The 23,730-nt window shown below is 62.8% G+C and carries 20 protein-coding genes; 9 read left to right on the top strand and 11 right to left on the bottom strand.

Annotated features, from left to right (window positions below):
* Positions 1–2: 2 nt before the first annotated feature.
* Positions 3–608 (bottom strand): L,D-transpeptidase, encoded by a 606-nt coding sequence (locus tag BLW50_RS18320; RefSeq protein ID WP_090705122.1) that lies wholly within the window; start codon positions 606–608, stop codon positions 3–5.
* A 173-nt stretch (positions 609–781) separates the two neighbouring features.
* Here BLW50_RS18320 and BLW50_RS18315 point away from each other — a divergent pair, with 173 nt between their 5' ends.
* Both BLW50_RS18315 and BLW50_RS18310 read left to right on the top strand, forming a co-directional pair.
* Entirely contained in the window at positions 782–1,717 is a 936-nt protein-coding gene (locus tag BLW50_RS18315; RefSeq protein WP_090705119.1) for a histone deacetylase family protein, read from the top strand.
* An 11-nt stretch (positions 1,718–1,728) separates the two neighbouring features.
* A complete protein-coding gene (locus BLW50_RS18310; RefSeq protein ID WP_090705117.1) occupies positions 1,729–2,481 on the top strand; it encodes a phosphodiester glycosidase family protein in 753 nt (250 codons plus the stop codon).
* Between the two features lie 84 nt (positions 2,482–2,565).
* On the opposite strand, the gene folK is transcribed toward BLW50_RS18310, so the two are convergent.
* From folK to mepA, 6 genes are all read right to left on the bottom strand, one after another.
* Positions 2,566–3,072 (bottom strand): 2-amino-4-hydroxy-6-hydroxymethyldihydropteridine diphosphokinase, encoded by a 507-nt coding sequence (folK, locus tag BLW50_RS18305; protein ID WP_090709335.1) that lies wholly within the window; start codon positions 3,070–3,072, stop codon positions 2,566–2,568.
* A gap of 14 nt (positions 3,073–3,086) precedes the next feature.
* A complete protein-coding gene (gene folB, locus BLW50_RS18300) occupies positions 3,087–3,464 on the bottom strand; it encodes a dihydroneopterin aldolase (protein WP_090705114.1) in 378 nt (125 codons plus the stop codon).
* A complete protein-coding gene (gene folP, locus BLW50_RS18295; protein ID WP_244544310.1) occupies positions 3,461–4,462 on the bottom strand; it encodes a dihydropteroate synthase in 1,002 nt (333 codons plus the stop codon). Before folP ends, folB begins: the two co-directional genes overlap by 4 nt.
* 10 nt (positions 4,463–4,472) lie before the next feature.
* Positions 4,473–5,597: a chorismate synthase gene (gene aroC, locus BLW50_RS18290; RefSeq protein WP_090705112.1), complete on the bottom strand. Its 1,125-nt coding sequence runs from the start codon at positions 5,595–5,597 to the stop codon at positions 4,473–4,475.
* 140 nt (positions 5,598–5,737) lie between these two features.
* Positions 5,738–9,844: a Pls/PosA family non-ribosomal peptide synthetase gene (locus BLW50_RS18285; protein ID WP_244544309.1), complete on the bottom strand. Its 4,107-nt coding sequence runs from the start codon at positions 9,842–9,844 to the stop codon at positions 5,738–5,740.
* A gap of 114 nt (positions 9,845–9,958) precedes the next feature.
* Complete coding sequence (gene mepA, locus BLW50_RS18280) at positions 9,959–10,858, bottom strand: penicillin-insensitive murein endopeptidase (protein ID WP_348272857.1); 900 nt, start codon at positions 10,856–10,858, stop codon at positions 9,959–9,961.
* Positions 10,859–11,100: 242 nt separating this feature from the next.
* Here mepA and BLW50_RS18275 point away from each other — a divergent pair, with 242 nt between their 5' ends.
* Entirely contained in the window at positions 11,101–12,102 is a 1,002-nt protein-coding gene (locus BLW50_RS18275; protein ID WP_170850228.1) for a Bug family tripartite tricarboxylate transporter substrate binding protein, read from the top strand.
* 53 nt (positions 12,103–12,155) lie between these two features.
* Complete coding sequence (locus BLW50_RS18270) at positions 12,156–12,950, top strand: potassium channel family protein (RefSeq protein ID WP_090705106.1); 795 nt, start codon at positions 12,156–12,158, stop codon at positions 12,948–12,950.
* Here BLW50_RS18270 and BLW50_RS18265 read toward each other — a convergent pair.
* Entirely contained in the window at positions 12,947–13,831 is an 885-nt protein-coding gene (locus BLW50_RS18265) for a LysR substrate-binding domain-containing protein (RefSeq protein WP_090705104.1), read from the bottom strand. The two genes, BLW50_RS18270 and BLW50_RS18265, sit on opposite strands and share 4 nt — an antisense overlap.
* A 215-nt stretch (positions 13,832–14,046) precedes the next feature.
* Here BLW50_RS18265 and eno point away from each other — a divergent pair, with 215 nt between their 5' ends.
* Positions 14,047–15,345, top strand: coding sequence for a phosphopyruvate hydratase (gene eno, locus BLW50_RS18260; protein ID WP_090705102.1), 1,299 nt, complete (start codon positions 14,047–14,049; stop codon positions 15,343–15,345).
* 76 nt (positions 15,346–15,421) lie between these two features.
* Here eno and BLW50_RS18255 read toward each other — a convergent pair whose 3' ends face one another.
* The gene (locus tag BLW50_RS18255; protein WP_090705100.1) at positions 15,422–15,775 is read right to left on the bottom strand and encodes a DUF1428 domain-containing protein; all 354 of its coding nucleotides are present in this window, start codon (positions 15,773–15,775) and stop codon (positions 15,422–15,424) included.
* A 93-nt stretch (positions 15,776–15,868) separates the two neighbouring features.
* Positions 15,869–17,392, bottom strand: a complete 1,524-nt coding sequence (locus BLW50_RS18250) for an amidohydrolase (RefSeq protein WP_090705097.1) — start codon at positions 17,390–17,392, stop codon at positions 15,869–15,871.
* 152 nt (positions 17,393–17,544) lie between these two features.
* Between BLW50_RS18250 and BLW50_RS18245 the strand changes: the two genes are divergently transcribed.
* From BLW50_RS18245 to BLW50_RS18235, 3 genes are all read left to right on the top strand, one after another.
* Positions 17,545–18,969 carry a M20/M25/M40 family metallo-hydrolase gene (locus tag BLW50_RS18245; RefSeq protein ID WP_210186097.1) on the top strand — a complete coding sequence of 475 codons (1,425 nt, stop codon included), beginning with the start codon at positions 17,545–17,547 and terminating at the stop codon, positions 18,967–18,969.
* A complete protein-coding gene (locus BLW50_RS18240) occupies positions 18,908–19,819 on the top strand; it encodes an LssY C-terminal domain-containing protein (RefSeq protein ID WP_244544308.1) in 912 nt (303 codons plus the stop codon). Before BLW50_RS18245 ends, BLW50_RS18240 begins: the two co-directional genes overlap by 62 nt.
* Before the next feature lie 175 nt (positions 19,820–19,994).
* Entirely contained in the window at positions 19,995–20,597 is a 603-nt protein-coding gene (locus tag BLW50_RS18235) for a L,D-transpeptidase (protein ID WP_090705091.1), read from the top strand.
* Positions 20,598–20,617: 20 nt separating this feature from the next.
* On the opposite strand, the gene purU is transcribed toward BLW50_RS18235, so the two are convergent.
* Positions 20,618–21,472, bottom strand: coding sequence for a formyltetrahydrofolate deformylase (gene purU / locus BLW50_RS18230; RefSeq protein WP_090709329.1), 855 nt, complete (start codon positions 21,470–21,472; stop codon positions 20,618–20,620).
* Positions 21,473–21,684: 212 nt separating this feature from the next.
* Here purU and glpD point away from each other — a divergent pair, with 212 nt between their 5' ends.
* Positions 21,685–23,178, top strand: a complete 1,494-nt coding sequence (glpD, locus tag BLW50_RS18225; RefSeq protein WP_244544307.1) for a glycerol-3-phosphate dehydrogenase — start codon at positions 21,685–21,687, stop codon at positions 23,176–23,178.
* Positions 23,179–23,730: the final 552 nt, after the last annotated feature.

The raw sequence follows: 23,730 nt of genomic DNA, 5'->3' as shown, positions 1-23,730 counted from the left end.
TCTCAGCGCACGATCACCTTCGCGCCAACCGGCGTGCGGTTGTAGAGATCGACGATGTCGATGTTGCGCATGCGGATGCAGCCCGACGACACGTTGGTGCCGATCTTCTCCGGCTCGTTGGTGCCGTGGATACGATAGAGCGTGTCGCGGCCGCCTTCGTAGAGGTAGAGGGCGCGGGCGCCGAGCGGATTGTCGGGGCCACCGTTGAGGCCACCGGCTGCGGCCGTCGGCTTGAGGTGCGGCCAGCGGGCCACCATGTCGGCTGGCGGCATCCAGCGCGGCCACTCGGCTTTGCGCTTGATCTGCGCCGTGCCGGTCCAGCCATAGGCTTCCGCGCCCGTGGCGACGCCGTAACGGATGGCGCGTTTGCCGGGCAGCACGAAATAGAGAAAGTTCTGCTTGGTATCGACGATGATCGTGCCGGGCGCTTCGCCGGTCGGATCCTGGATTTCGTAGCGCTGTTGCTCGAGGCCCACTTCGAAGGGCGGGATCATCGCCATCCATTCGGTGTCCTTGGCGGAAAGTGCCGGATCGGGCACCGGCCGGTAGTTGCAACCCGCGAGCAAAGTCGCGCCCACCAATGCGACGATTAAAGTCTTGAAAGTCATTGAGTTAGCCCCGATTCGGTACCGCCAGGCCCGAATTTATTAGGTCTTTTCTTACCATATCATTGTCTTAAGGTGAGCAGTGGGCGCAAATGTCCCGATTGTGTTGCATGAAAGATACAGTCCTGCGCTTTTAAGAACACAGATCTATCACCAGCCGAATTTGGTACTTCACCTTGAGCACACTCTATCTCACGCATCCCTCCGGCGTCGGCCATGACATGGGCTATGGCCATCCGGAACAGCCTAAACGGCTTGTGGCGATCGAAGAGGCGCTGGCGGCCGAGAAGTTTCAAAGCCTGATCCGCGAGATGGCGCCGCGCGGCGCCAGCGCTGACATCACGCGCGTCCATCCCGAGGCCTATCTGCGCGCTATCGAAGAGGCGGCGCCGACCGATGGGCTGGTGCAGCTCGATGGTGACACCGCCATGAGCCCTGGCACCTGGGAAGCCTGCATGCATGCGGTGGGCGCTGCCTGCCAGGCGGTCGACGAGGTGATGGGCAACGGTTCCATCGCCAATGCGTTCGTCGCCATGCGCCCGCCGGGCCATCACGCCGAAACCACGACGCCGATGGGCTTCTGCTTCTTCAACAATATCGCGATCGCGGCCCGCCGGGCGCGCGCCATCCATGGCGCCGAACGGGTCGCGATCATGGATTTCGATGTCCATCACGGCAACGGCACCCAGGAAATTTTCTGGAACGATCCAAGCATTATGTATGCCTCGACCCATCAGATGCCGCTCTATCCCGGCACTGGGGCGAAGAGCGAAACCGGCGCGCATGACACGATCGTCAACGCGCCGCTGCGGGCGGGCGATGACGGCGAACGCTTTCGCCAGGCGATGACCGATGTGGTGCTGAAGCGGATCGACGCTTTTTCGCCCGACCTGGTCATGATCTCGGCGGGTTTTGATGCCCATCGTAAGGACCCGCTGGCGCAACTTGGTTTGATTGAGGAAGATTTTGCTTGGGCGACCCGACAATTGCTGGATATCGCGGACAGGCGCTGTAAGGGGCGTCTCGTTTCCGTGCTGGAAGGGGGCTATAATCTCGATGCGCTCGGCAAATCGGTCGCCGCGCATGTGTCCGCGTTGATGGAAAGAACCTGACGGGGATGCGAATGATCCGATATCTTCGCCTGATCGCCATCAGCGCCGCCGTTGCGCTCGGCTTCGCCGCGCGGCCGGCGCTGGCCCAGTGTGAATCGACCACCTGGGAGAACGCGCCCTATTCGACCTGCACCTTCATCTCCGGAAAGTCGGACATCCGGCTTTTCCTCGATGATCCTGATGGCACGGCCTATGGCTCCTTCAATGCGCTGTCCGACGCCTTGGAGCGCGGCGGTGAGAAGCTCGTCTTCGCCATGAATGCCGGCATGTATCACCCCGACTATCGGCCGGTCGGTCTGTTCATCGAAAGCGGCGTCGAGAAGGTGCGGCTCAACACCCGCAACGGCCCCGGCAACTTCCATCTGAAGCCAAATGGCGTTTTCTATGTGACACGTTCTGGCGCCGGCGTGGTCGACAGCGACCGGTTCGCCGCGCGCCGCAGCGATGTGCGCTATGCCACCCAGTCCGGCCCGATGCTGGTGATCAACGGTCGCATTCATCCCCGGATCCAGGAGGCAGGCACCTCGAAGAAAACCCGCAACGGTGTCGGTGCTTGTTCCGGGGGCCGTATCGTCTTCGCGATTTCAAACGAGCCGGTGACCTTCTACGACTTCGCCACGTTCTTCCGCGATAAGCTCGGGTGCAGCGACGCGCTATTCCTCGATGGTTCGATTTCGTCGATGTACGCGCCTTCGATCAGCCGCCACGATCGCTGGCGGCCGATGGGGCCGATCGTCGGCGTGGTCGAGAAGGTGCGGCGCTAACAAATGCATTTTCGAGCGAAGTGGATGCCGGTTGGCGTGAAGAAAACGCGTCAATAAATACACTTGAATTGGGTTCTACCCAGTTCAAGTCTCGACGATCGCGGTGGCCTCAGCGTCAATCGTCAGGCCGGTCGTGTCGATCGCCTGCAAAGCGTCGGAGACTTTGACACCCGCCACCACCATTTCCGGCGCGATCTCGGCGAGAGGCGCCAGGACGAAGGCGCGTTCCAGCATGCGCGGATGCGGAATGGTCAGGCCCGGCTCGTCCGTTACGGCATCGCCATAGGTGAGAATATCGATGTCGAGGGTGCGCGGTCCCCAGCGTTCAAGGCGCACGCGTCCGGCCTGGTGTTCGATCGCCAAGCAGAGATCGAGCAGGGCGCGGGGAGACAGGTCCGTGCGCACGATCACGGCGATGTTGCGAAAGTCTGGCTGATCGGTCTTGCCCCACGGTGGCGTGCGCCAGACCGAGGAGCGCCGTTCAACTGCTGCGCCACCTGCTGTCAGCGCCTGCAACGCCTCTGCGAAGCTTTGCGCCACATCGCCGGTATTGCCGCCGAGGCACAAAACAGCCAGCACAGGCGCTGTCACGGCGTTCAAAGGTCTTACAGCTGGTCGCGCGTCAGGCGCAGATCGACGCCGACAGCGCCGATCCGCTCGGGGATCGGCGGCTTCAGCTTGCGAATGCGCAGGTGCACCGCATCGACGCGCGGAAACTGCTCGAGCAGGCCGCGCGCCAGGGTTGCAGCGGCAGCTTCGACCAGCTTGTAGCGCGATTCAACGAACAGCCGGCGCACGGTGGTGACAATGGCGTCATAATCGAGAGCGTCCTGCAGCAGGTCGCTGGCCGCTTCGATCGCGATGTCGACATCGAATTCAATGTCGACCGTGAACGGTTGTCCGAACTCTTTCTCGTGCTTGTGCCAGCCGTGATAGGCGTGCAGTTCGAGCTGTTCGATGATCACTTTGCTCGGCAGGCTCATCGGCGTTCTGTTCCTTTGCCTTGGATGGCGTTCAGCACTGCGAATGCTTCGACATGGGCGGCGACATCGTGAACACGCACGATATCAGCGCCGTTGAGCGCGCCAAACAGATCGGCCGCGACGCTACCGATCATCCGCTCCGCCGCGATCGTGCGCGTCGTGGCGATGCCGATGAAGCGCTTGCGCGAAATGCCGAGCAGCAGCGGAAAGCCCAGGGCCTGTTTGAGTTCGGCCAGCCGTCGCACCAGTTCGAAGCTTTGGTCGTGGGTTTTGCCGAAGCCGATGCCCGGATCAATGATGATCTTGTCTTGGGCAACGCCGGCTTTCAGGGCGATGTCGATCGAGCGCGACAGAAAATCCTTCACCTCGGCGAACATGTCGACGCTGCCATCGTCCTGCCGGCGGTTGTGCATCAAGACACAATGCACGCCGCCATCGGCGCTAACCTTGGCGATGTCGGGATCGAACTGGAACCCCCACACGTCATTGACGATGGTGGCGCCGGCTTCGATGGCGGCGGCGGCGACCTTGGCCTTCATCGTGTCGATGGAAATTGGCAGGCGCGTGCGCGCCGACAGAGTCCGCACGATCGGGACCACCCGCGCCATTTCATCGTCCACGGTCACGAGGGCGGCGCCAGGCCTGGTCGATTCGCCGCCGATGTCGAGGATGTCGGCGCCCTCAGCGGCAAGCTCTTCGCCATGGGTGAGCGCGGCGGAGGCTTCGAGATAGCGGCCACCGTCGGAAAACGAATCCGGTGTCACGTTGACGATGCCCATGACAAGTGTGCGCGTGGCGAGCCGCAGGGGTGTGCGGGCTGGAACAGCCGATGTGTTGTCCGGCGCCACCGGGCGGGTTTCGCCTGGGGCGTCGGCGCTCGGCGTCACGTCGCGCGGCACCGTCGGATCGGCGACAGCCTCTTTCTGGGCCTCTTCATCAAGGGTGCGCTTGATGCTGCGAACGCCCTTGCCCAGTGCATAGAGATATTTGTCGAACATCGCCCGCCTCTCAAGCCGGACGGGGGAAAGGCCAGCGCGTCGGCGGTGCGCCGGTCTGTCCGCGATGGCGCAGGAAAGCGTCGGCCAGAACGATGGCCATCATCGCCTCGCCGACGGGCACCGCGCGGATGCCGACGCACGGGTCGTGGCGGCCCTTGGTGCGGATATCGACATCGGCGCCGAAGCGGTCGACCGAACGGCGCTCGGTCAGGATCGACGAGGTCGGCTTCACCGCGAAGCGCGCGACGATCGGCTGGCCGGTGGAAATGCCGCCCAGGATGCCGCCGGCGTGGTTGGAGATGAAATGCGGCAGGCCGGTATTTCCGGTGCGCATCTCGTCGGCATTGTCTTCGCCTGTCAGCGCCGCTGCTGCCATGCCTTCGCCGATCTCGACGCCTTTCACGGCGTTGATCGACATGAAGGCGGAGGCGAGTTCAGCGTCGAGCTTGCCATAGATCGGCGCGCCCCATCCCGCCGGCACGCCTTCAGCGACGATCTCGAGCACCGCGCCGCAGGACGAGCCCGCCTTGCGCACGCCATCGAGATAGGTCTCCCATTCTTGTGCCGCTTGGCGGTCGGGACAGAAGAAAGCGTTGTCGTCGACGGCGCTCCAGTCCCAGCGTTGGCGATCGATCTTGTGCGGCCCCATCTGCACGAGCGCGCCGCGAATCTGGACGCCTTCGAGCACCTTGCGGGCGATGCCACCGGCGGCGACCCGCATCGCCGTTTCGCGCGCCGAGGAGCGGCCGCCACCGCGATAGTCGCGGATGCCATATTTGGCGTCATAGGCGAAATCGGCATGGCCTGGCCGGTACTGCTGGCGGATCTCGCCATAGTCCTTCGAGCGTTGGTCGACATTGTCGATGATCAGGCCGATCGGCGTGCCGGTGGTGAGCTGGCGGCCGGTGGCCTCCTCGATCATCACGCCGGAGACGATGCGCACCTGGTCCGGCTCCTGCCGCTGGGTGGTGAAGCGCGATTGGCCGGGGCGGCGCTTGTCGAGATAGCCTTGCAGGTCGGCTTCGGTCAGTTCGATCAGCGGCGGGCAGCCGTCGACGACGCAGCCGACCAGCGGCCCATGACTCTCGCCAAAGCTCGTGAACCTGAAAAGATGACCGAACGTATTGTGTGACATGGTGCGCCCATGGCGTTTCGTCGTTTGATTTATTCAAACGTCACGAAGACGCGTCGAGACCGAGATTCAACGCGGGCGTTGTAGCAGGGACGCAACCGGGGTCAAACCCAGTTAGGTCCCTGGCCCATTTACCTGGATTCTCAGGCCATTCTGACTGCGGGCGCACCCATCCAGGACGAATTGCCGGGGATCTGCTCGCCCTTCATGACGATGGTCAGCGGCCCCAGCTGGGCGAAAGCATCGACCCTGGTGTCGTAGAGCACCGTCGAGCCGGCGCCGACGGTCACGCCGGCGGCCAATTCCACCCGACCCACCTTCATCACCCGGTCTTCGTAGAGATGGGTCTGCAGCGCCGACAGCGCGTTGATGGCGCAATAATCGCCAACCTTCACACAGTCGAATTCGGTGATGTCGGTGGAGTCCATCCACACGCCCTTACCGAATTTGGCGCCCAGCAGACGCAGGGTCCAGGGCAGGAAGGGCGTGCCGCGCATATGGTCGAGCAGCACACGGGCGCCAAGCCCCCAATACATCACCGCCACCGCCTCGGTGCGCATCGCCCACCACGACCACATCGGCATGGTAGCGGGACGATAGGTGCCCATGGTCAGCCATTTGACGGCGATGACCACGGCCATCATGGCGCAGGAGATGGCGATCGAGCAGGCGATGAACAGCACGGTCATCAGGAACCAGTCGCGCGCTTCCAGCGCCGGGCCGAGCACTTCCACCGCCCAGGTGCCGAAGGTGATGAACAGCATGGTCGGCAGCGAGATATGCACAGCCTCGAACACGGCGCGCATGAACTTCTTCCAGCGCGGCGGTTCATAGGTCCAGTTCGAGCCGGTGTCGAAACGCTGGCGCACGGGCAGGCGGATCGGCGGCGAGCCGAACCAGGTGCAGCCTGCTTCCATCTCCGGGTTCGTCGGCGGTTTCGATTTGATGCCGATCAGCGAGCCGGTGGGAATGTCGGCGCCGCTTGGGACGACGGCGTCGTTACCGACGAAGACGCGGGCGCCGGTACGCACCTTGCGCAAGGTCATCCAGCCGCGCCGCGTATCCTCGTCGCCGAGCACCACCTCGTCGGCGATGAAACATTTCTCGCCGATCTCGACGAGATCGTACCGGCCCGACAGATTGGTCGAGATTTCCGCGTCCTTGCCGATCTTCGCGCCCATCAGGCGATACCAGTTGCGCATGTAGATAGTGGCATAGAGCGACGACAAGGTTTCCAGCGTCACTTCGGTGGCGAGCGCCACCGTCCACTTGCGGAAGTAGAAGCCGGAATGCACCGAATAGGTGCCTTCGCGGACTTGCGGCAGGATGATCCAGCGGAAGATGGCGATCAGCGCCACGGTGACGAGAACCATGACGAAGGCGGTCGGCCAGGCCATGATCGGGATCGAAGCCAGATAGGCGAGACGGTCGCCGGATCCCGGCATCACCCATTCGTCGATGCGGTCGAACAGCCAGAAGGCCGGGAAGATCGGCAGCAGGCCCAGCGGCGGGATCAGCGTCAGCATCACGGCATAGAGCACGCCGAAGGTGCCGCGGCGTAGCGCGCTGGCTTGCGCCGGTGCTTCCAGCGCCGCCACATTGACTGCGCCGATGCGGCGCCCGGGCGAACCGTCCCAGATTTCGGCTTCGCCGATCTCCGTGCCCGCGGCAATCGCCGTCAGGTCGTGCAGTTCGGCATGGGCGCCGATCTTGGTGTCGTTCTCGATGACGCAGGACGTGCCGATATAGGCGTCCGCGCCGATGTCGATGGTGCCGATGATCAGCTCGTTGCCCTCGACGCGGGCATTGGCGAATTTCACCTTGCCGCCGATGCTGCAGCCGTCGCCAATGTTCAACAGGTCCGGCGCGCCAGCTTCGATCTCGGCGATGATCGCATCATCGCCGACGCGGGCACCCAGCGCTCGCAGGTAGAAGCGCATCACCGGCGAACTCTGGAAATATTTCATATGGGTCAGCGCCAGGAAGCGCTGCGCTACCCACCAACGGAAATAATAGGTGCCCCAGAGCGGATAACGTCCCGGCTTGGTGCGGCCCAGCGCGATCCATTTGATGGCGATGGCGAGGAAGACGGTCGCGACATTGATGCAGGCATAGACCGCCAGCAGCGAGAAGATTTCCTCGAATAAGGTCGCGCTGGCGCTGGTGAGCAGCATGTAGCTGACGAACACGCCGAGCCATTGCGCCGTGGTCACCGCCAGGATGAAGGGCAGGACGCAGGCCTGCGCCAGACCGCAGAGGAAGCGTCGTAACAGCGGCGACGGCGTGAACGTCAGATCCCGCGCCGGCGGCGCCAGGCGGACGCGCTGATCGAGAATTTCGCCCATGCTGCGCAGAGTGCGCGCCGCATAGACGTCTTGCAGGGTGATCGAGGCCAGTTGCGGCGTGCGGCGGACGAAGGAAATGAATTTCGCCGCCAGCAGCGAATGGCCGCCGAGGTCGGTGAAGAAATCCGCCTCAAAACCGATCGGCTGCGGCGGCAGCACTTCGCGAGCCGCGTCGAGCAAGACGGCTTCGGTCGGCGTCGCCGGTTCTTCCTGTTCGTCTGGCGCGACGGTGAGCGGCGCCAGTTCGATTTTCTTCAGACGGTTGCGGTCGGCCTTGCCGGAGGACAGGCGCGGCAGTTCGCTCAACACCTCGAACCGGGCCGGGATCATATAGGCGGGCAGGACGCGCTGTAGATCCTGCCGCAGCGCTTTCGCATCGATCGTGGCGCCGCGTTCCGGCACGATGAAGGCGATCAGCTGATCGACGCCATCGTGGTTTTGCAGCACCACGGCGGTCTGGGCGATCTCGTCGCGATGAACGAGTTTCGCCTCGATCTCACCAAGCTCGACGCGGAAGCCACGGATCTTTACCTGATCGTCGATGCGGCCGCGAAACACGATCTCGCCGTTGTCGTCCAGGAGAACGGCGTCGCCGGAGCGATAGAGCCTGGCGTCGTTGGCCTGGCTATCGAACGGATTGGCGATGAATTTTTCCGCCGTCAGTTCGTCGCGGTTGAGATAGCCGCGCGCCACGCCGGGGCCGCCGATCAAGAGTTCGCCTTCGACACCAGGCGGCACGATGAGCAATTCGTCGTCGACGACATAACAGGTGTAGTTCGGGATCGGCTTGCCGATGGTGACGGGCGTGCCGGCATGCACTTCCGCTATTGTCGCCACCACGGTGGTCTCGGTGGGGCCGTAGGAATTGAAGACGCGGCGGCCCGGCTTGCACCAATGTTCGGCGATGATCGGCGGGCAGGCCTCGCCACCCAGGATGATGATGCGCAGGGTGTTGATGTCGCGCGGCAGCATGGCGAGCAGAGTCGGCACCGTGTCGAGCACGGTGATGCCGTTGGCTTCCATCAGGTCGGGCAGGCGTTCTGTCTCGCCCATGATCTGCGGCGTGGCGACGAACAGCGTCGCACCGACGAGATAAGGAACCCAGATTTCTTCCATCGACAGGTCGAAAGCGACGGAAGCACCTTGGAACACCACGTCGTCGGCGGTCAGTCCATAGATTTCATTGGCGGCGCGCAAATAGTGACAGATGTTGCGCTGGGTGACGACGATGCCCTTCGGCTTGCCCGTCGAACCGGAGGTGTAGATCAGATAGGCGGGGTCATCGGGCGTGCAGCCGAGCGCGCGTGCGCTGACGATGTCAGCCGTCTCGTCGCTGCCGATCTCGGCCGACGTCAGCGCGGGGCAGAGGATGGCATCCGCGGCGAGGCCGGCGAGGCGCGTCTTGCGCTCGGGATCGGTGAAGAGGGCGCTGGCGCCGCAATCGGCCAGACATTCGGCGACGCGTTCGGCCGGCACATCGGCATCGAAAGGCAGAAAGGCCGCGCCGGTGCGCGTGATGGCGATCTGGGCGATGAGCAGATCGGCGCCGCGTCCCATCCACAGGCCGACCACCGCGCCGGGCTTGGCGCCATGGTGCAGCAGGCCGCGCGCCAGCCGTTCGGCGGCACGGTCGACATCGCGATAGGTCAGCTTGTGGCCGTCGGCGATCAGGCAGGTGCGGGTCGGATGTTCGTGCGCCGAGGCGGCAAACAATTCGCCGAGCAATTCGTTGCGCAGAAGATCAGGACGGACGGGGCCAAGGGTGACGGAAGGGGTGATGGAAAGCACGGCGCTCCCGGCCGTTGCCGTGGTCGTCGGCTCGGCTCCGGTCACAGCGCTAGCGGGCGCACGTTCTGCATCAAGGGCGAGCGTATCGCTCGGCCGTTGTGCGCTTTCCATATCCATAGTCCTTTCCCAGCCGACGACCTCGCGCCGATTATGGCTTGCGATTAACGGCCTGAACCACCCATGAATGGCGGTTTGGCACGGGATGCGCGCCGGTACAATGCAGGAAAGTCGTTACTTTGCGTTCAAGACCGCCCGGCAGGCGTCTGGCAATTGTGCCATAGTTAAGGGCGGGCGCGGTTTCCAGTTCGGATTGGGCTTGGGATGCAGAACAGCGTCGGAAAACCAATAGTCAAGCTGGTCGCAGCCGTCGCCTGATGGCGGCGGATCCTGCGGCGTGCAGCCCTCGCTGCCGGCCGGGCAGGTGATGCGGACGTGGAAATGGTAGTTGTGCTGGTAATAGGGGCGGACTTTCGCCAGCCAGGAACGATTTCCTGTCGCCATCCGACACATTGCTTTCTTAATGGCGGCATTAACAAAAATCCGCTCGACCTCGCGCTGTTGCGCGGCGATGCGGACCAGTTCCACCTGTCTTTGAGAGAAAACGTTCGGATCGATGTCGAGCCGATCGGGCCGCACCATGTCGACGGCGGACATGTTCTCGCGCTCGCTGCGGTTCAAGGTCCGGTTGGGCATGGGGGTGAGCCAGATGTCGGCGTCGAGACCGATCTGGTGCGAGGCGTGGCCGGTGCGCATCGGGCCGCCGCGCGGCTGCGACATATCGCCGACCAGCAGCCCGTTCCACACGCCCTCCTGGCGCGCCTGCCGGGAGATCCTCTCCAGGACCGCGACCAGGGCCGGATGGCCCCAATTGCGGTTGCGCGACAGCCGCATCACCTGCCAGGCGTCGCCATCGATGGGCAGGGCGTTTGCGCCGGCCAGGCACCCCTTGGAATAAAAGCCGATGGAGCGGACAGCCATCGGCGCCGGGTCGGGTTTGCGGCCGAAAAGCTCCTTGGCCGGGGTCGTCGGGCTGTTGGGATTGGCGAGCGGCGGCAGCGGCTGCGGATTGACCGAGCCGCGATCCTGCGCCAGCGCACCGGCGGCCAGATGGCCCAGGATCAAGGGAACCACGACGATAGCCGCCAAACCGCAGGCCAACCCCCTTGTCGACCCGCCGCGTTTCAACCCGTTCTTTGCCATCGCCGTACCTGATTCCCGTTCGTCCCGTAGAGGGACACGTTGCGAGCCTATATGCTGACACTTCGTTAAGCATCCGCCCGCAGCGCTTGACGACCGGCCAGCGGGCCTTCCATCCTTCGCCTCACCATTGTGCAAGACAAATGCGCAAGGCAAACGATGACAGGGAGGGGCCCATGTTCAAGGGCGCGAACGTCTACGGCGCGCTGCTGGCCGTTGGGCTGGCGGCGGCATCCCACCAGGTACAAGCGCAAACCCCGCGCGATGCGGCCGCGCATTATCCTGATCGCCAAGTCACGCTCATCGTGCCGTTCGCGCCGGGCGGCGGCACCGATATTCTGGCGCGTCTCATCGCCCAGAAGCTGGAGCAGGCCTGGGGCAAACCGTTCATTGTCGAGAACCGGCCGGGGGCCGGCGGCGTTGTCGGCGCTCAGGCAGCGGCGCGGGCTGAACCGGACGGCCACACCCTGTTCCTGGCTTCGGTGTCCAACCTGTCCGCCAATCCGACACTCTATAAAAAGCTGCCTTACGATCCGGCCAAGGATTTCGTGCCGCTGGCGTTGGCCGCGGCCACGCCCTTCGTGCTGGTCGTCAATCCGGCCCTGCCGGTCAAATCGGTGGCGGATCTGATCGCTTACGTGAAAGCGCGTCCCGGCCAGATCAATTACGCCTCGTCCGGCCCCGGCGTGCCGCATCATCTTTACATCGAGATGCTCAGCGGCATGGCCGGACTGCAAATGACCATGGTGCCTTATAAGGGCAGCTTGCCGGCCTTGAACGATGTGGCGGCGGGCCACGTGCCGCTGATGATGGTCGATCTCGGGCCAGCATTGGGCGCGATCCAGGGCGATCTGGTGCGTCCGCTCGCGGTCAGCGTGGCGCGACGCATCGACGTGTTGAAGGACGTGCCACCGCTCAGTGACACTGTTCCGGGCTTCGATGCCTCGGGCTGGTTCATGATGGCGGCGCCCGCGGCCACGCCACGGCCGATCGTCGACAAGCTGCATGACGAACTGACTCGTCTGTTGGCGACGCCTGACGCGGCGGAGCAGTTGTTGAAGGCGGGCCTGTTGCCGGTGCCGAACCGCTCGGTCGAGGATCTGCGCAAATACATCGCTGACGAGACGGCGCGTTGGGGCGATGTCATCCGTCGGGCGGGCATAGCCGGTACATTCTGAAACGCGCGGAGTTTCGGCTTTACCGCGCGTGGCTGCCTCGTTACCTCTGAGCCATGGCCGATGCTGCGTCGTCACCCGACACCGGATTGAAGCGCTTGCGCGATGCGCTGCGTAAACTTTATCACGGACGCTCGCCGGCGGCGGTGCGCTTTCAGCTCGCGGTCATTCTGGTCGATCTGGCGATCATCGCCTTTTTCATCGCCTCGCCGGTGCTGCGCGACGAGCCTGCGTTTCTGTGGCTTGATTATTCGATCGCCGCTTTGCTCGCCGCCGATATCATTGCCCGCGTATTGGCCTGCACCGATATCGGGCGATGGCTGCGCCAGCCGACCGTCTGGGTCGATATTTTCATTCTGGCGACTTTGCTGCTGCCGGCGAGCCTGGCCAATCTCGGCTTTCTGCGCATCCTGCGGCTTTGGTCCTTGTCGCGCAGCGGCTTTCTGTGGCGGCCGTTCGAGCAGATCGGATGGCGCGAATGGCGTGCGACGGGCCAGGCGGTCGTCAACCTGCTGACCTTTCTCTTCATTATCACCGGTTTCGTCTACACCTTCTTCTTCCGTTCCAATGGCGGGTTGAGCGGCTATGTCGATGCGCTCTACTTCACCGTCGCGACGGTGACGACGACCGGCTTCGGCGACATCGTTCTGCCCGGTGTGGGAGGCAAGCTGACCTCGATCGTCACCATGATCATCGGCATTTCGCTGTTCGTGCGGCTGGCGCAGTCGATCTTTCGCCCAGTGAAAGTGCACTTCCCCTGTCCGCAATGCGCCCTACAGCGGCACGATCCCGATGCCGTGCACTGCAAGGCCTGCGGTCATATTCTGAAAATTCCCGACGACGGCGATTAGCCGTCGCTGTCGGCGAGTTCCTGTTCGATCCAGGCGATGAAGGCCTTCGCCGCCGGCGAGCCGGCGCGATCGGAGGTCGGAACAATCGCCAGGCCATCTCCAAACGCAACAAAGCCGCACGGTGCGATCAGCCTGCCGGCGGCCAAATCTTCCTGGACCATGCGTCGTTCCACCAATGCGACGCCCAATCCCGACAGCGCCGCTTCAATGCACAAATGCGTATGCGGGAACCGTAACTCCGCTCCGTGCGAGACGGAAAAGCCACTGTTCTCCTGCCACACGGTCCAGGCGCGCTGGGTGTAGTCATGGACGATCCACGTCGCGCATTCGAGATGATCGCGTTTCACTTTAAAGGCGTAACGTAGCGTGCAGACCGGGCCGAAGGCGACATCGGCGATGCGGATCGCCCGCGTTTGATCCGCTGCTGGATAGGACAGGCGATCCCAAGCCAAAACCAGATCGGCGCCCTGGTTTCTAATTTCCTGGGCTGACGTCATCGAGAGGCGGATACGCACGTCGGGATGCTGGCGATAAAAGCCAGCCAGATGCGGCACCAGCCAGCGCATCGCGAAGGTGGCGCTGCATGCCACATGCAGGCTTTGGCCCTGGGCATCTTCGAGGACGCGCGACCAACCCTGTTCCAGCGCGGTGAGTGCCGCCGCCACCACGTCGCGCAGTTTTTCGCCGTGCGGGTTCAGCCGGATTCCGGTTCCAGCTTTGTCGAAGAGCGCTAGGCCGGCGTGATCCTGCAAGGCGCGAATCTGGCGGCTGACGGCACCGTGCGTGCGGCCGAGTTCATCGGCGGCGCGGGTGATGGAGCCCAGGCGCGCGGCCGCCTCGAAGGCCCGCAAAGAGAATAGCGGTGGCAACCGGCGGGACATCAATCCTCGTGAGTTTAGCTCACATATACGAGAGGCGAACTCGTTATCAAACTTTTCCCGTTTGCCATAGAGAAATCGCCGAAGACGGCAAATCAACCCCTCTGTGGCGCGGGAACAGACCGCGCGGCGGGAGCGTGGGTGAGCATATGTGCAAATGAATCACGGATGGCGGCGGATCCCCCGCACGCCCCCTGAACCGCAAGGAGCCCCTGACAGTGACCGCCATTACTGAGATTAGAGCCAGCGAAATTCTCGATAGCCGCGGCAATCCAACCGTCGAGGTGGATGTCGTCTTGGAAGACGGCGCGACCGGCAGCGCCGCTGTCCCCTCGGGGGCTTCCACGGGCCTGAACGAAGCCCACGAATTGCGCGATGGCGGCGCCCGCTACCACGGCAAGGGCGTGCTGAAGGCCGTGGCTGCGGTCAACGACGACATTGCCAAGGCCCTGCGCGGCGCGGATGCCTCTTCTCAAAGCAGTATCGATCAAATCATGATCGATTTGGACGGGACGCCCAACAAGAGCCGCCTGGGCGCCAACGCGCTTCTCGGCGTGTCGCTCGCCGTTGCCAAAGCGGCGGCTGTTTCAGCGCGCATGCCGCTCTATCGTTATCTCGGCGGCGCCAATGCCCGGTTGCTGCCCGCGCCTGGCATGAACGTGATCAACGGTGGCGCCCATGCCGACAATCCGCTGGATTTCCAGGAGTTCATGATCATGCCGTTGAGCGCGCCCAATTTTTCCGAAGCGGTGCGCATGGGGAGCGAGATCTTTCACACCCTGAAGGGCGGGCTTTCGCGGGCCGGACACCAAACCAATGTGGGGGATGAAGGCGGCTTCGCGCCGAATGTCCGCTGCGCCAAGGAAGCTTTGGATATGGTCACGCAGGCCATCGTGAAGTCTGGCTATGCGCCTGGGAAAGACGTGGCGATCGTGATTGATCCGGCGGCTTCGGAATTCTTCGAGGACGGCGCCTATCACTATCGTGGCGAGGGCGTGGTGCGCAGCATAGACGAGCAGGTGCAGTATCTGTCCGATCTCGTCCGCGATTATCCTATTATTTCCATCGAAGATCCGATGGCTGAAGGCGACGCGCAGGGCTGGAAGCTGGTCACGCAAGCCTTGGGCGAGACCTGCCAGCTCACCGGCGATGACGTCTTTTGCACCAATCTCGATTTGCTCAAGAACGGTGTGCGGGATGGGCTGGCCAATTCCATCCTCATCAAGGTCAATCAGATCGGCACGCTGACGGAGACCTTGCGCACCGTGGAATATGCCCAGAAGCGGGGCTACACGGTCGTCATGTCTCACCGTTCAGGCGAAACGGAAGACACGACGATTGCCGATTTGGCGGTTGCGACGAACTGCGGGCAGATGAAAACCGGCTCGCTCTCGCGCTCCGATCGCACGGCTAAGTATAACCGGCTGATGCGGATCGAACGCGAGTTGGGCAACGAGGCGGTCTATGCTGGACGCGCTGCGTTCAATATCAATATCCCGCAGCGCTTGCTTGGTTAGTCACTTGCTGAAAATTCTTGGTGTCACACCCGCTTAGCCGTTACGCGGCTGTTGGGTATGACACCGAAGAGAACCGTCAGAGTTGCAGCAAAGTCGTGAAGCCGCCGTAGATCATGCGTTTGGCATCGAACGGCGGGTTCTCCATGCCGTGCGCCAAACGCGGATCGGCCATCACCTTGGCGTTGATGGCATCACGCTGCTCGCGCGATTCATACACGATCCAGGAAAACACCACCGTTTCGTCCTCGGTCGCTTGAACGGCGCGCGGGAAAGAGGTGAGTTTGCCGTAGGGCACGTCATCACCGATGCACTCAACATATTGCTGCGCACCGCACTCCATCCAGACTTTTCCGGCGAGTGCCGACATCTCTTTATAGGCTTCAATATTCGCCTTGGGGACCGCGACGACAAATCCATCAACGTAGGGCATGGCATCCTCCTGCTCGTTGCCTCGTTCCTAGAACGATTGAGACAGGAGAATGCAGACACCCGAAAGGAAGAATTTTGAATTTTCCGCAGGCGATTATTCGAAGCGCGGAGAAACCCTTAGGTAAAATTTAGTCATTTCCGGCCGCAAGCGGTCCATGACCTCCTTATTGAGGTCGGTTTGCGGTTTGGCGGTGTCTGGCAGCAGCGAGAAATATTTCGTCTCCTGGGTGTCCTCGGCCAAGCCCGCCTTGGCCTTTTGCACCAGTTCCGGCGAGGTCAGCATGTCGAGTGCCGTCGCGGCCATCACTTTGGCGGCGGCGACCATGCCCTTGTGGGCCATGGTGCTGGTCGGCGTCACCGCGGCCGGCCAGGCGTGATAGCCGATGCCCGGCACGCTGCCGGGAAAGGTCATCAGGCCGAAGGGCACGTTCCAGGTGTAGTCACCAATGTCGTTGGAGGCGAAACCCTGCGGGCGCGGCCCTGAGGGGGGCAGCGCGGTGGCAAGACCGACCTCGCGCTGGTTATTGGCCTTCTGGAATTCCTTGGCGAAGGCGACTTCCTCTTCGCTCCATTTCGGCAGGCCGACGGCCTCCATATTCTTGCGCAGCGCTTCGCTCAAAGGCCGGTTGCCGAGCGACGGCCAGGCCGAGGCGATGACATCGGGTGGATCCATGGTCGTGCCGGTCATCAGCGCCGCGCCTTCGCCGATCTTCACCAGTTTGTCGAAGTTGTCTTGGGCGGCCTTCGCCGAGGCGTCGCGCACGAACCACCAGATCTTGCCGAGATCGGGAATGATGTTGGGTTGGATGCCGCCGTTCATGATCGTGCGATGGGCACGATAGGTCGGGCGCAGATGTTCGCGCAGTTTGTCGAAGCCGATATCCATCAGTTCGACCGCGTCGACCGCATCCTTGCCGTCCCAGGGATTCATCGCGCCATGGGCGGTCTTGCCGTGGAAGGTGAAGGTGGCGCTGATGGCGGCATAGTTCTGCGGGCCCCAGCCGGTGGTGAAATTATCGCCGATATGGACGATCAGTCCGGCATCGACATCCTTCAGATAGCCGGCCCGCACCAGGAAGGGGCGGCTCGCCAACTGTTCCTCGGCCGGCCCAAGCGACAGCATGATCGTGCCCGGCAGTTTGTACTGCTCCATCACCTTTTTCAGCGCGTACATGGCGCCAAGCGTCACGCCGGCATGGGTGTTATGGCCTTCCATATGGCCGGGGGCACCGGCCACCAGCGGCTTGCGCGGAATGGAACCAGGGGTCTGCGATCCCTCGGGCAGCGCATCGATCTCGCTGGCGATGAGAATGGTCGGCTTGCCGCTGCCCCATTTCGCCCAGAGATTGGTTGGCATGCCGGCGCCGCCGAGTTCCACCGTAAAGCCGGCCGCTTCCAGAGTGTCTTTCAGGAGCTTGGTGCTTTCGAACTCCTGCATGCCTGGCTCGGCGAAGAAAAACACGGCATCGCCGATGTCGGCGATCTGCTTGGCGTTCTTGTCGATGATTTTAAAGGCGGCTTCCTTGCGCTCGTCGGCGGCGGCGGGCGTGAGTGCGAACGCTGTATAGGTCAGCGCGCACGTCACGAGCAGCGTCTCAAGCAAGGTGGTACGGCGCATGGTGTCAGCTCCTTTGAACGATCCCCTTTGGCAAGACTAGTGGCGAGAAAAGGGAATGCAATCGGCATCTTGCATGGCGGCTATTCGCCAAACCGCGGGGTGCTGCGTTTGACGCGGGCGTCCACCGCGCTGCACTATGGCGGGAAGGAGAGATGACTATGCGGCCTGTGATTCCCGGGGTAATGCGTCTGCTGCTGGCCTCAGTGCTGTTGTGCTGCGCACAGCAAGCCAGGGCCCAGGCTTTATCGCCAGAATTGCAAGCCTTCCGCGACATTTACCGTGAGTTGGTCGAGATCAACACGACCGAGTCCGAGGGCGACACGCTGCAAGCGGCGCAGGCGATGGCGGCGCGGCTGAAGGCTGGCGGTTTGCCGGAAGCCGACATCAAGGTCATCTCGACCGCACCGCGCAAAGGCAATCTTGTCGCCCGTCTGCGCGGCACCGGCGCGCGCAAGCCGCTGCTGTTGCTCGCTCATATCGATGTCGTCGAAGCCAAGCGTTCGGATTGGGCTTTCGATCCCTTCAAACTGCAGGAAGTCGATGGCTACTTCCGCGCCCGTGGCTCGGCCGACGACAAGGCGATGGCCGCGATCTTCGTCGCCAACATGATCGAATATGTGAAAACCGGCTACAAGCCGGACCGCGACATTATTCTCGCGCTGACGACCGATGAGGAACTGTCGGATTCGCCCCATGACGGGGCCAAGGTTCTGCTGAATCAGCATCGCGATCTCGTCGATGCCGAACTCGCCCTCAACGAGGGCGGTGGCGGCACCTTGCGGGACGGCAAGCCGTGGCGCTTGTCGGTGCAACTGGCCGAAAAAGTTTATCAGACCTATCGGCTTGAGGTGAAGGATCGCGGTGGCCACAGCGCCTCAGGCCGGCGCGACAGCGCCATCTACCGGCTGGCCGACGGGCTGGTGCGGCTCGCCCGCTTCGATTTTCCGGCGCGTCTCAATCCAGTGACGAAAGCCTTCCTCGAGAATGTGGTGAAGGACGAAAACTTCCAGATCGCCGAAGCCATTCGCGCCTTGCTCGCCGGCAATAGCGACGCCAGTGCACTGGCGCCCCTGACGGCGCAGCCGTCTTATAATGCGATCATCCGCACCACCTGCGTGGCGACCATGCTCGATGCCGGCCATGCCGAGAACGCGCTGCCGCAAACCGCCGCCGCCACGGTCAATTGCCGCGTCCTGCCCGATGCCGATGTTGCCGACGTCCAGAAGACCCTGGTCCGTGTCCTCGATGATCCGAATATTTCGGTGACGCCCGTTGGCGCTGCGGTGGCGAGCCCGCCATCGCCGCTCGATCCCGTGGTGATGGGCGCGGTTGAGCGGATCGCCGCCAGCATGTGGCCGGGCATACCGGTCATACCGTCGATGTCGGGCGGCTATACCGATAGTCGCTGGGTGCGCAATGCCGGTATTCCCGCCTATGGAATCTCCGGCATTTTCAACGATCCGGCGACGAGCGGCGTCCATGGCCTCAACGAGCAGGTCGGCGTGCAGGCGCTTTATGACGGTAAGACCTTCCTCGACCGGCTGGTGCGCGCGCTCGCTGGCCCAGTGGGGCCTTGAGCTCTTGGGTGCGCCGATGGGTTCGTCGATGGAGGCGGTGAAGAGAGGGCGCGCTGTGGGCTGGCTTGTCACCCTCGGCTTGGTCGGCGCGATCTACTTTTTGGTCGCCTATCTGGTGCTGCCGTCGATCTGGAACCAGTACGAACACCAGCCGGGGATCGCCGGGCGGCCGATGGTGACCCAGACCGCCAGTGGTATCCCGGGCGATCCCCTCAATATCGGCCTCGTCGGCTCGCAGGACGATGTGGTTAAGGCGCTGAATGCGGCCGGCTGGTTTCCCGCCGATCCGGTGACCTTGCGCACCAGTATCGAAATCGTTGGCAGCGTCCTGCTCGACCGTCCTTACGTGCACGCGCCGGTGAGTCCGTTGCTCTACGACGGCCGCCGGGAAGATCTGGCCTATGAGCGCGAATCCGGCGCCAGCGCCCGTCGGCGCCACCACGTTCGGCTCTGGAAAGTGCTCGATGCCGGCGCCGAAGGCCGACCAGTCTGGCTTGGCTCCGCCACATATGACGAAGGCGTCGGGCTCAGCCACTACACCGGCCAGGTGACCCATGTGATCGCCCCCGACGTTGACGGCGAACGCGATTTCTTTGCCAAGAGTCTGGTCGAGGCCGGCATGGCCGAGGGGCTCTATCAGGTGTCCGGCGTCGGCCCGACCCTGTTTGGGCGCAATGGCGAGGGCAGTCGCTATCAGACCGATGGCGACGTGCGGTTTGTCCTCTTGGTGAAAGAAGGAGAGCGTCGGACAGCGCCGCCTGTGACGCAGGACGCGCCGATGACGACCCAGGTCAAGGATGCGGTCTGGCAGGCGTTGCAATCCGCATTGCCTAAACGTGAGGCTGATTAAGCATTCGAGGGAGAACGGGCGTCATCCTTCCTTTTGCTAACGCTGTCCGTCAACCAATCACGTCGATTCAGCTTTACGGCTGCGGGATTCAGCGCAATGCTCCAAAGGTTGCGGCCCTCAACAGCCGACCGCGCATCAACAAACGCGGCGGCCTTGGTGTGCGGGAGTTTGCGTCATGCGTTTTTTGGCATTGGTTCTAGCGATTGTCGGCGGCTTGTTTGCTGCCAATCACGCCGCCGAAGCGGCGGTGCGGATCAGCATTGATCTGTCATCTCAGCGGATGCACGTCACCAATGGTGCCGGCGAAAGTACCACTTGGGCCGTGTCGACGGCGCGGTCAGGCTACGCGACGCCGCGTGGCACGTTCCGGCCCTATAGCCTGCAGCGCATGCATTATTCGCGCAAATATCATATGTCGCCGATGCCGCATTCGATCTTCTTCCTCGGCGGCTATGCCATTCATGGCACCGGTTCGGTGAGCCAGCTCGGCCGTCCGGCCTCCCATGGCTGCATCCGCCTGGCGCCGGGCAATGCGGCGAAACTCTTCTCCATGGTGCAGCGCGAGGGCGCGTCGATCTCGATCTCCGGCTCGCCTCCGGGCAACACTCGGTTCGCCAAGGCCCATGGCAAGAAGAAAACCTATCTGGCTTCTCGGATGAATAAGAAGAAACACATGATGGTCGCCCAGCGACGCACTCATGCTCATCCGATGGCCTACGCGCCGGTTCATCGCACCCCGTCGGTCAAGACGTGGCAGCATAACCCGGCGCTGAGATAGGCATTCAAAGATCGTCTCGGTTATTCGCCGAACACGACGGTCTTGCGGCCATTGACGAGAACGCGATCCTCGAGGTGATAGCGCAGCGCGCGCGCCAACACGCGCCGTTCGATGTCGCGTCCCTTGCGCACCAGATCGTCAGGCGTATCGCGATGGCTGATGCGCTCGACGTCCTGTTCGATGATCGGGCCTTCGTCGAGATCGGCGGTGACATAATGCGCCGTCGCGCCGATCAGCTTCACGCCGCGCGTATGGGCTTGCGTATAGGGGCTCGCGCCCTTGAAGCCGGGCAGGAACGAGTGATGAATGTTGATGCAGCGGCCCGACAATTTCGCCGACAGGCCGTCCGAGAGAATCTGCATATAGCGGGCGAGGACGACGACATCCGTGCCGGTAGCGCGGATCAGGTCCCAGACCTGTGCCTCTTGCTCCATCTTGGTCTGTTTGGTGACCGGTAGATAATGGAACGGCGCGCCGCCGAAATCGAGCGCGCCATAGGTGTCGCGCGGATAGTTGGAGATAACCGCCGTCAGATCCATCGGCAGTTCGCCATGGCGCCAGCGGTAGAGAATATCGACCAGGCAATGGTCGAACTTCGACACCAGGATCGTGACCTTCTTGCGTTCCGTGCGGTTGCGCAGGGTCCAGCTCATGCCGAACCGTTCTCCCACCGGCTTGAAGCCATCGGACAATGCGCCGCTCTTGCCGCCCTCGCTCTCGAACACCACGCGCATGAAGAACAGGCCGGTTGCCACGTCGTCGAATTGCTGCGCGTCAAGAATGTTGCAACCGTCCTCGAACAGATAGGTCGAGACGGCGGCGACGATGCCGGGTTTGTCGGCACAGGAGAGGGTGAGCACGTAATGCGCGGTCATTTCGGTCAGCCTTTGACTTTCGGCGGGTTCGCGCACACGCGCGCGGTCCGCGCGTCTTGTATACGTTTGCGTCTATCCGCTCAACCATCATCGAGCCGCGAATATGCTTGCGACTCAATGTGATTCTGCCCAAGTTGACAGGCGAGCCCTGAAACGGAATTGGGGCGTTTGCCCATCAAAGGAGATCGGCGCTGGGCGAGGCAAGCGATCTTGTGTTTGATCTTGTGGTCGTCGGCGGCGGCATCAACGGCTGCGGCATCGCGCGGGATGCCGCCGGCCGGGGCTTGAGCGTGGGCCTGATCGAGATGAACGATCTGGCCAGTGGCACGTCGTCGGCTTCGACCAAGCTCATTCATGGCGGCCTGCGTTATCTTGAACATTGGCAGTTCGCGCTGGTGCGCGAGGCGCTGATCGAGCGCGAGGTCCTGCTGCGCATCGCGCCGCATCTGGTCCGGCCCATGCGCTTCGTCCTGCCGGTTCTGCCGGGCATGCGGCCGGCCTGGATGTTGCGCGCGGGCCTGTTTCTCTATGATCACCTCGATCGTCACCGCACATTGCCGGGAACGGTTTCACTGGATCTGCGCACCGATGCGGCGGGGCAGCCTCTGCGCCCTGGTCTTGTGCGTGGCTTCGAATATTCCGATTGCGCGGTGGACGATGCGCGCCTCGTCATTCTCAACGCCCGGGACGCCGCCGATCGCGGCGCCGTCGTGCGCACGCGAACCAAAATGCTCTCGGCTGCCAGGCAAGAAGGCCTATGGCGCATCGAGGTCATGGGCCCGGATGGATCGCGCGACGAGATGCGCGCTCGCGCCCTGGTCAATGCCGCCGGCCCCTGGGCCGGCGACGTCGCCAATCGTACAGACGGCAAGACACGCACCCGCCTGCGCCTCGACCAGGGCAGCCACATTGTCGTGCGCCGTCTGTTCGCGGGTGAGCGCAGCTATATCTTCCAAAATGGTGATGGGCGCATTGTCTTTGCCATTCCCTACCACCGCGACTTCACATTGATCGGCACCACCGACCACGATTTCTCCGGCGATCCGGCAAAGGCTGCCCCAAGCGCGGCGGAGATCGACTATCTGATCGCGGCCGCCAATCTTTATTTCTCTCAGGCCATCGGGCGCACCGATGTCGTCTGGTCCTATGCGGGCGTGCGCGCCCTCGTCGAGGGGGAAGGGACCGCCGCCAGCGCCACACGCGAGTATCGCCTGGAAACTGCTGGCAATGAAGCCGCCGGCGATCCGCCGCTCATCCATGTCTTCGGCGGCAAGATCACCGCCTATCGTCCATTGGCCGAGAAAGCGCTGGCGCTACTGTCATCGCATTTTCCGGCCATCGAGGCGCGTGGCGCTTGGACCGGGCAAGAGCCTCTGCCAGGCGGCTATTTTGGCGAGGGCGGGATCGCCGCCCTGGAAGCGGAGCTGACGCACCGGCATCCCTGGCTCGATTACACGCTGCTGTCGCGCTGGCTCCACGCCTATGGAACGGACACGATCATCTTGCTTGGCGGCGCCTCCGGCTACGACGATCTCGGCCAATCTTTCGGCGCCGGTCTTTTTGAACGGGAAGTGGACTGGCTGATCCATCGCGAATGGGCGATGACCACTGAAGACATCTTGTGGCGGCGCTCGAAACTGGGATTGTCGATGAGCGCCGAAGAACGCGACGGATTGAACAAACATCTGGCACAGCGCTTCCAATAGGTCAGTGCTCGCCGTCTTCAGCCTTTGGATTATCGTAAGGCGACTGACATAATCTCGCCACCTCTCGAACATGTGTTCGATCCTGTCCATTTCGTAAGGTTTGAGCCATCATTCTGACAGGTCACATCGACCTTAATGTCATTTGACTGCCGCGCATCCGTCGCAGGCAGATCAAGGCTGGCCTCGATGTGTTCGAACTCATTTCGAAACAAACTGATTTGTCACCCGCCGGGTTCCAGCCCGCAGGTATTTCTCGCTGGCTTAGGCGGCCACGAGGGCGGTTGCGAGGGCGCTTATTCGGCCGTCCGAAAACGACGCGTGGCGCTGCCCGTGCTCGGCGCTGCCATCATGACCGGCAACAACTTTGCATTTAACTCGCAGTTCTCAAATTGAGGCACCGCTTCCAATGAAATCGCCGACCGACGCCCAGAAGAAAGACATATTGGCAGACGCGGACCTTATTCCCATGCCGACCCATCGAAAGACCGGAGAGCCGACAAAGGCTTTTCTGGATTCGCGAGAAAAAGCCAGGAAGCCCACGGCGCCGCGTGG

The organism is Beijerinckia sp. 28-YEA-48 (assembly GCF_900104955.1).
GTDB lineage: Bacteria > Pseudomonadota > Alphaproteobacteria > Rhizobiales > Beijerinckiaceae > Terripilifer.
This window is presented reverse-complemented; position numbering and strand designations above follow the sequence as displayed.

What these genes read in the sequence shown, in the direction of transcription:
- BLW50_RS18320 (WP_090705122.1), bottom strand. Translation starts at nt 608, where the DNA reads ATGACTTTCAAGACTTTAATCGTCGCATTGGTGGGCGCGACTTTGCTC.
- BLW50_RS18310 (WP_090705117.1), top strand. Translation starts at nt 1,729, where the DNA reads ATGATCCGATATCTTCGCCTGATCGCCATCAGCGCCGCCGTTGCGCTC.
- folB (WP_090705114.1), bottom strand. Translation starts at nt 3,464, where the DNA reads ATGAGCCTGCCGAGCAAAGTGATCATCGAACAGCTCGAACTGCACGCC.
- folP (WP_244544310.1), bottom strand. Translation starts at nt 4,462, where the DNA reads ATGTTCGACAAATATCTCTATGCACTGGGCAAGGGCGTTCGCAGCATC.
- aroC (WP_090705112.1), bottom strand. Translation starts at nt 5,597, where the DNA reads ATGTCACACAATACGTTCGGTCATCTTTTCAGGTTCACGAGCTTTGGC.
- BLW50_RS18285 (WP_244544309.1), bottom strand. Translation starts at nt 9,844, where the DNA reads ATGGATATGGAAAGCGCACAACGGCCGAGCGATACGCTCGCCCTTGAT.
- BLW50_RS18275 (WP_170850228.1), top strand. Translation starts at nt 11,101, where the DNA reads ATGTTCAAGGGCGCGAACGTCTACGGCGCGCTGCTGGCCGTTGGGCTG.
- BLW50_RS18270 (WP_090705106.1), top strand. Translation starts at nt 12,156, where the DNA reads ATGGCCGATGCTGCGTCGTCACCCGACACCGGATTGAAGCGCTTGCGC.
- BLW50_RS18265 (WP_090705104.1), bottom strand. Translation starts at nt 13,831, where the DNA reads ATGTCCCGCCGGTTGCCACCGCTATTCTCTTTGCGGGCCTTCGAGGCG.
- BLW50_RS18255 (WP_090705100.1), bottom strand. Translation starts at nt 15,775, where the DNA reads ATGCCCTACGTTGATGGATTTGTCGTCGCGGTCCCCAAGGCGAATATT.
- BLW50_RS18250 (WP_090705097.1), bottom strand. Translation starts at nt 17,392, where the DNA reads ATGCGCCGTACCACCTTGCTTGAGACGCTGCTCGTGACGTGCGCGCTG.
- BLW50_RS18245 (WP_210186097.1), top strand. Translation starts at nt 17,545, where the DNA reads ATGACTATGCGGCCTGTGATTCCCGGGGTAATGCGTCTGCTGCTGGCC.
- BLW50_RS18240 (WP_244544308.1), top strand. Translation starts at nt 18,908, where the DNA reads ATGACGGTAAGACCTTCCTCGACCGGCTGGTGCGCGCGCTCGCTGGCC.
- BLW50_RS18235 (WP_090705091.1), top strand. Translation starts at nt 19,995, where the DNA reads ATGCGTTTTTTGGCATTGGTTCTAGCGATTGTCGGCGGCTTGTTTGCT.
- purU (WP_090709329.1), bottom strand. Translation starts at nt 21,472, where the DNA reads ATGACCGCGCATTACGTGCTCACCCTCTCCTGTGCCGACAAACCCGGC.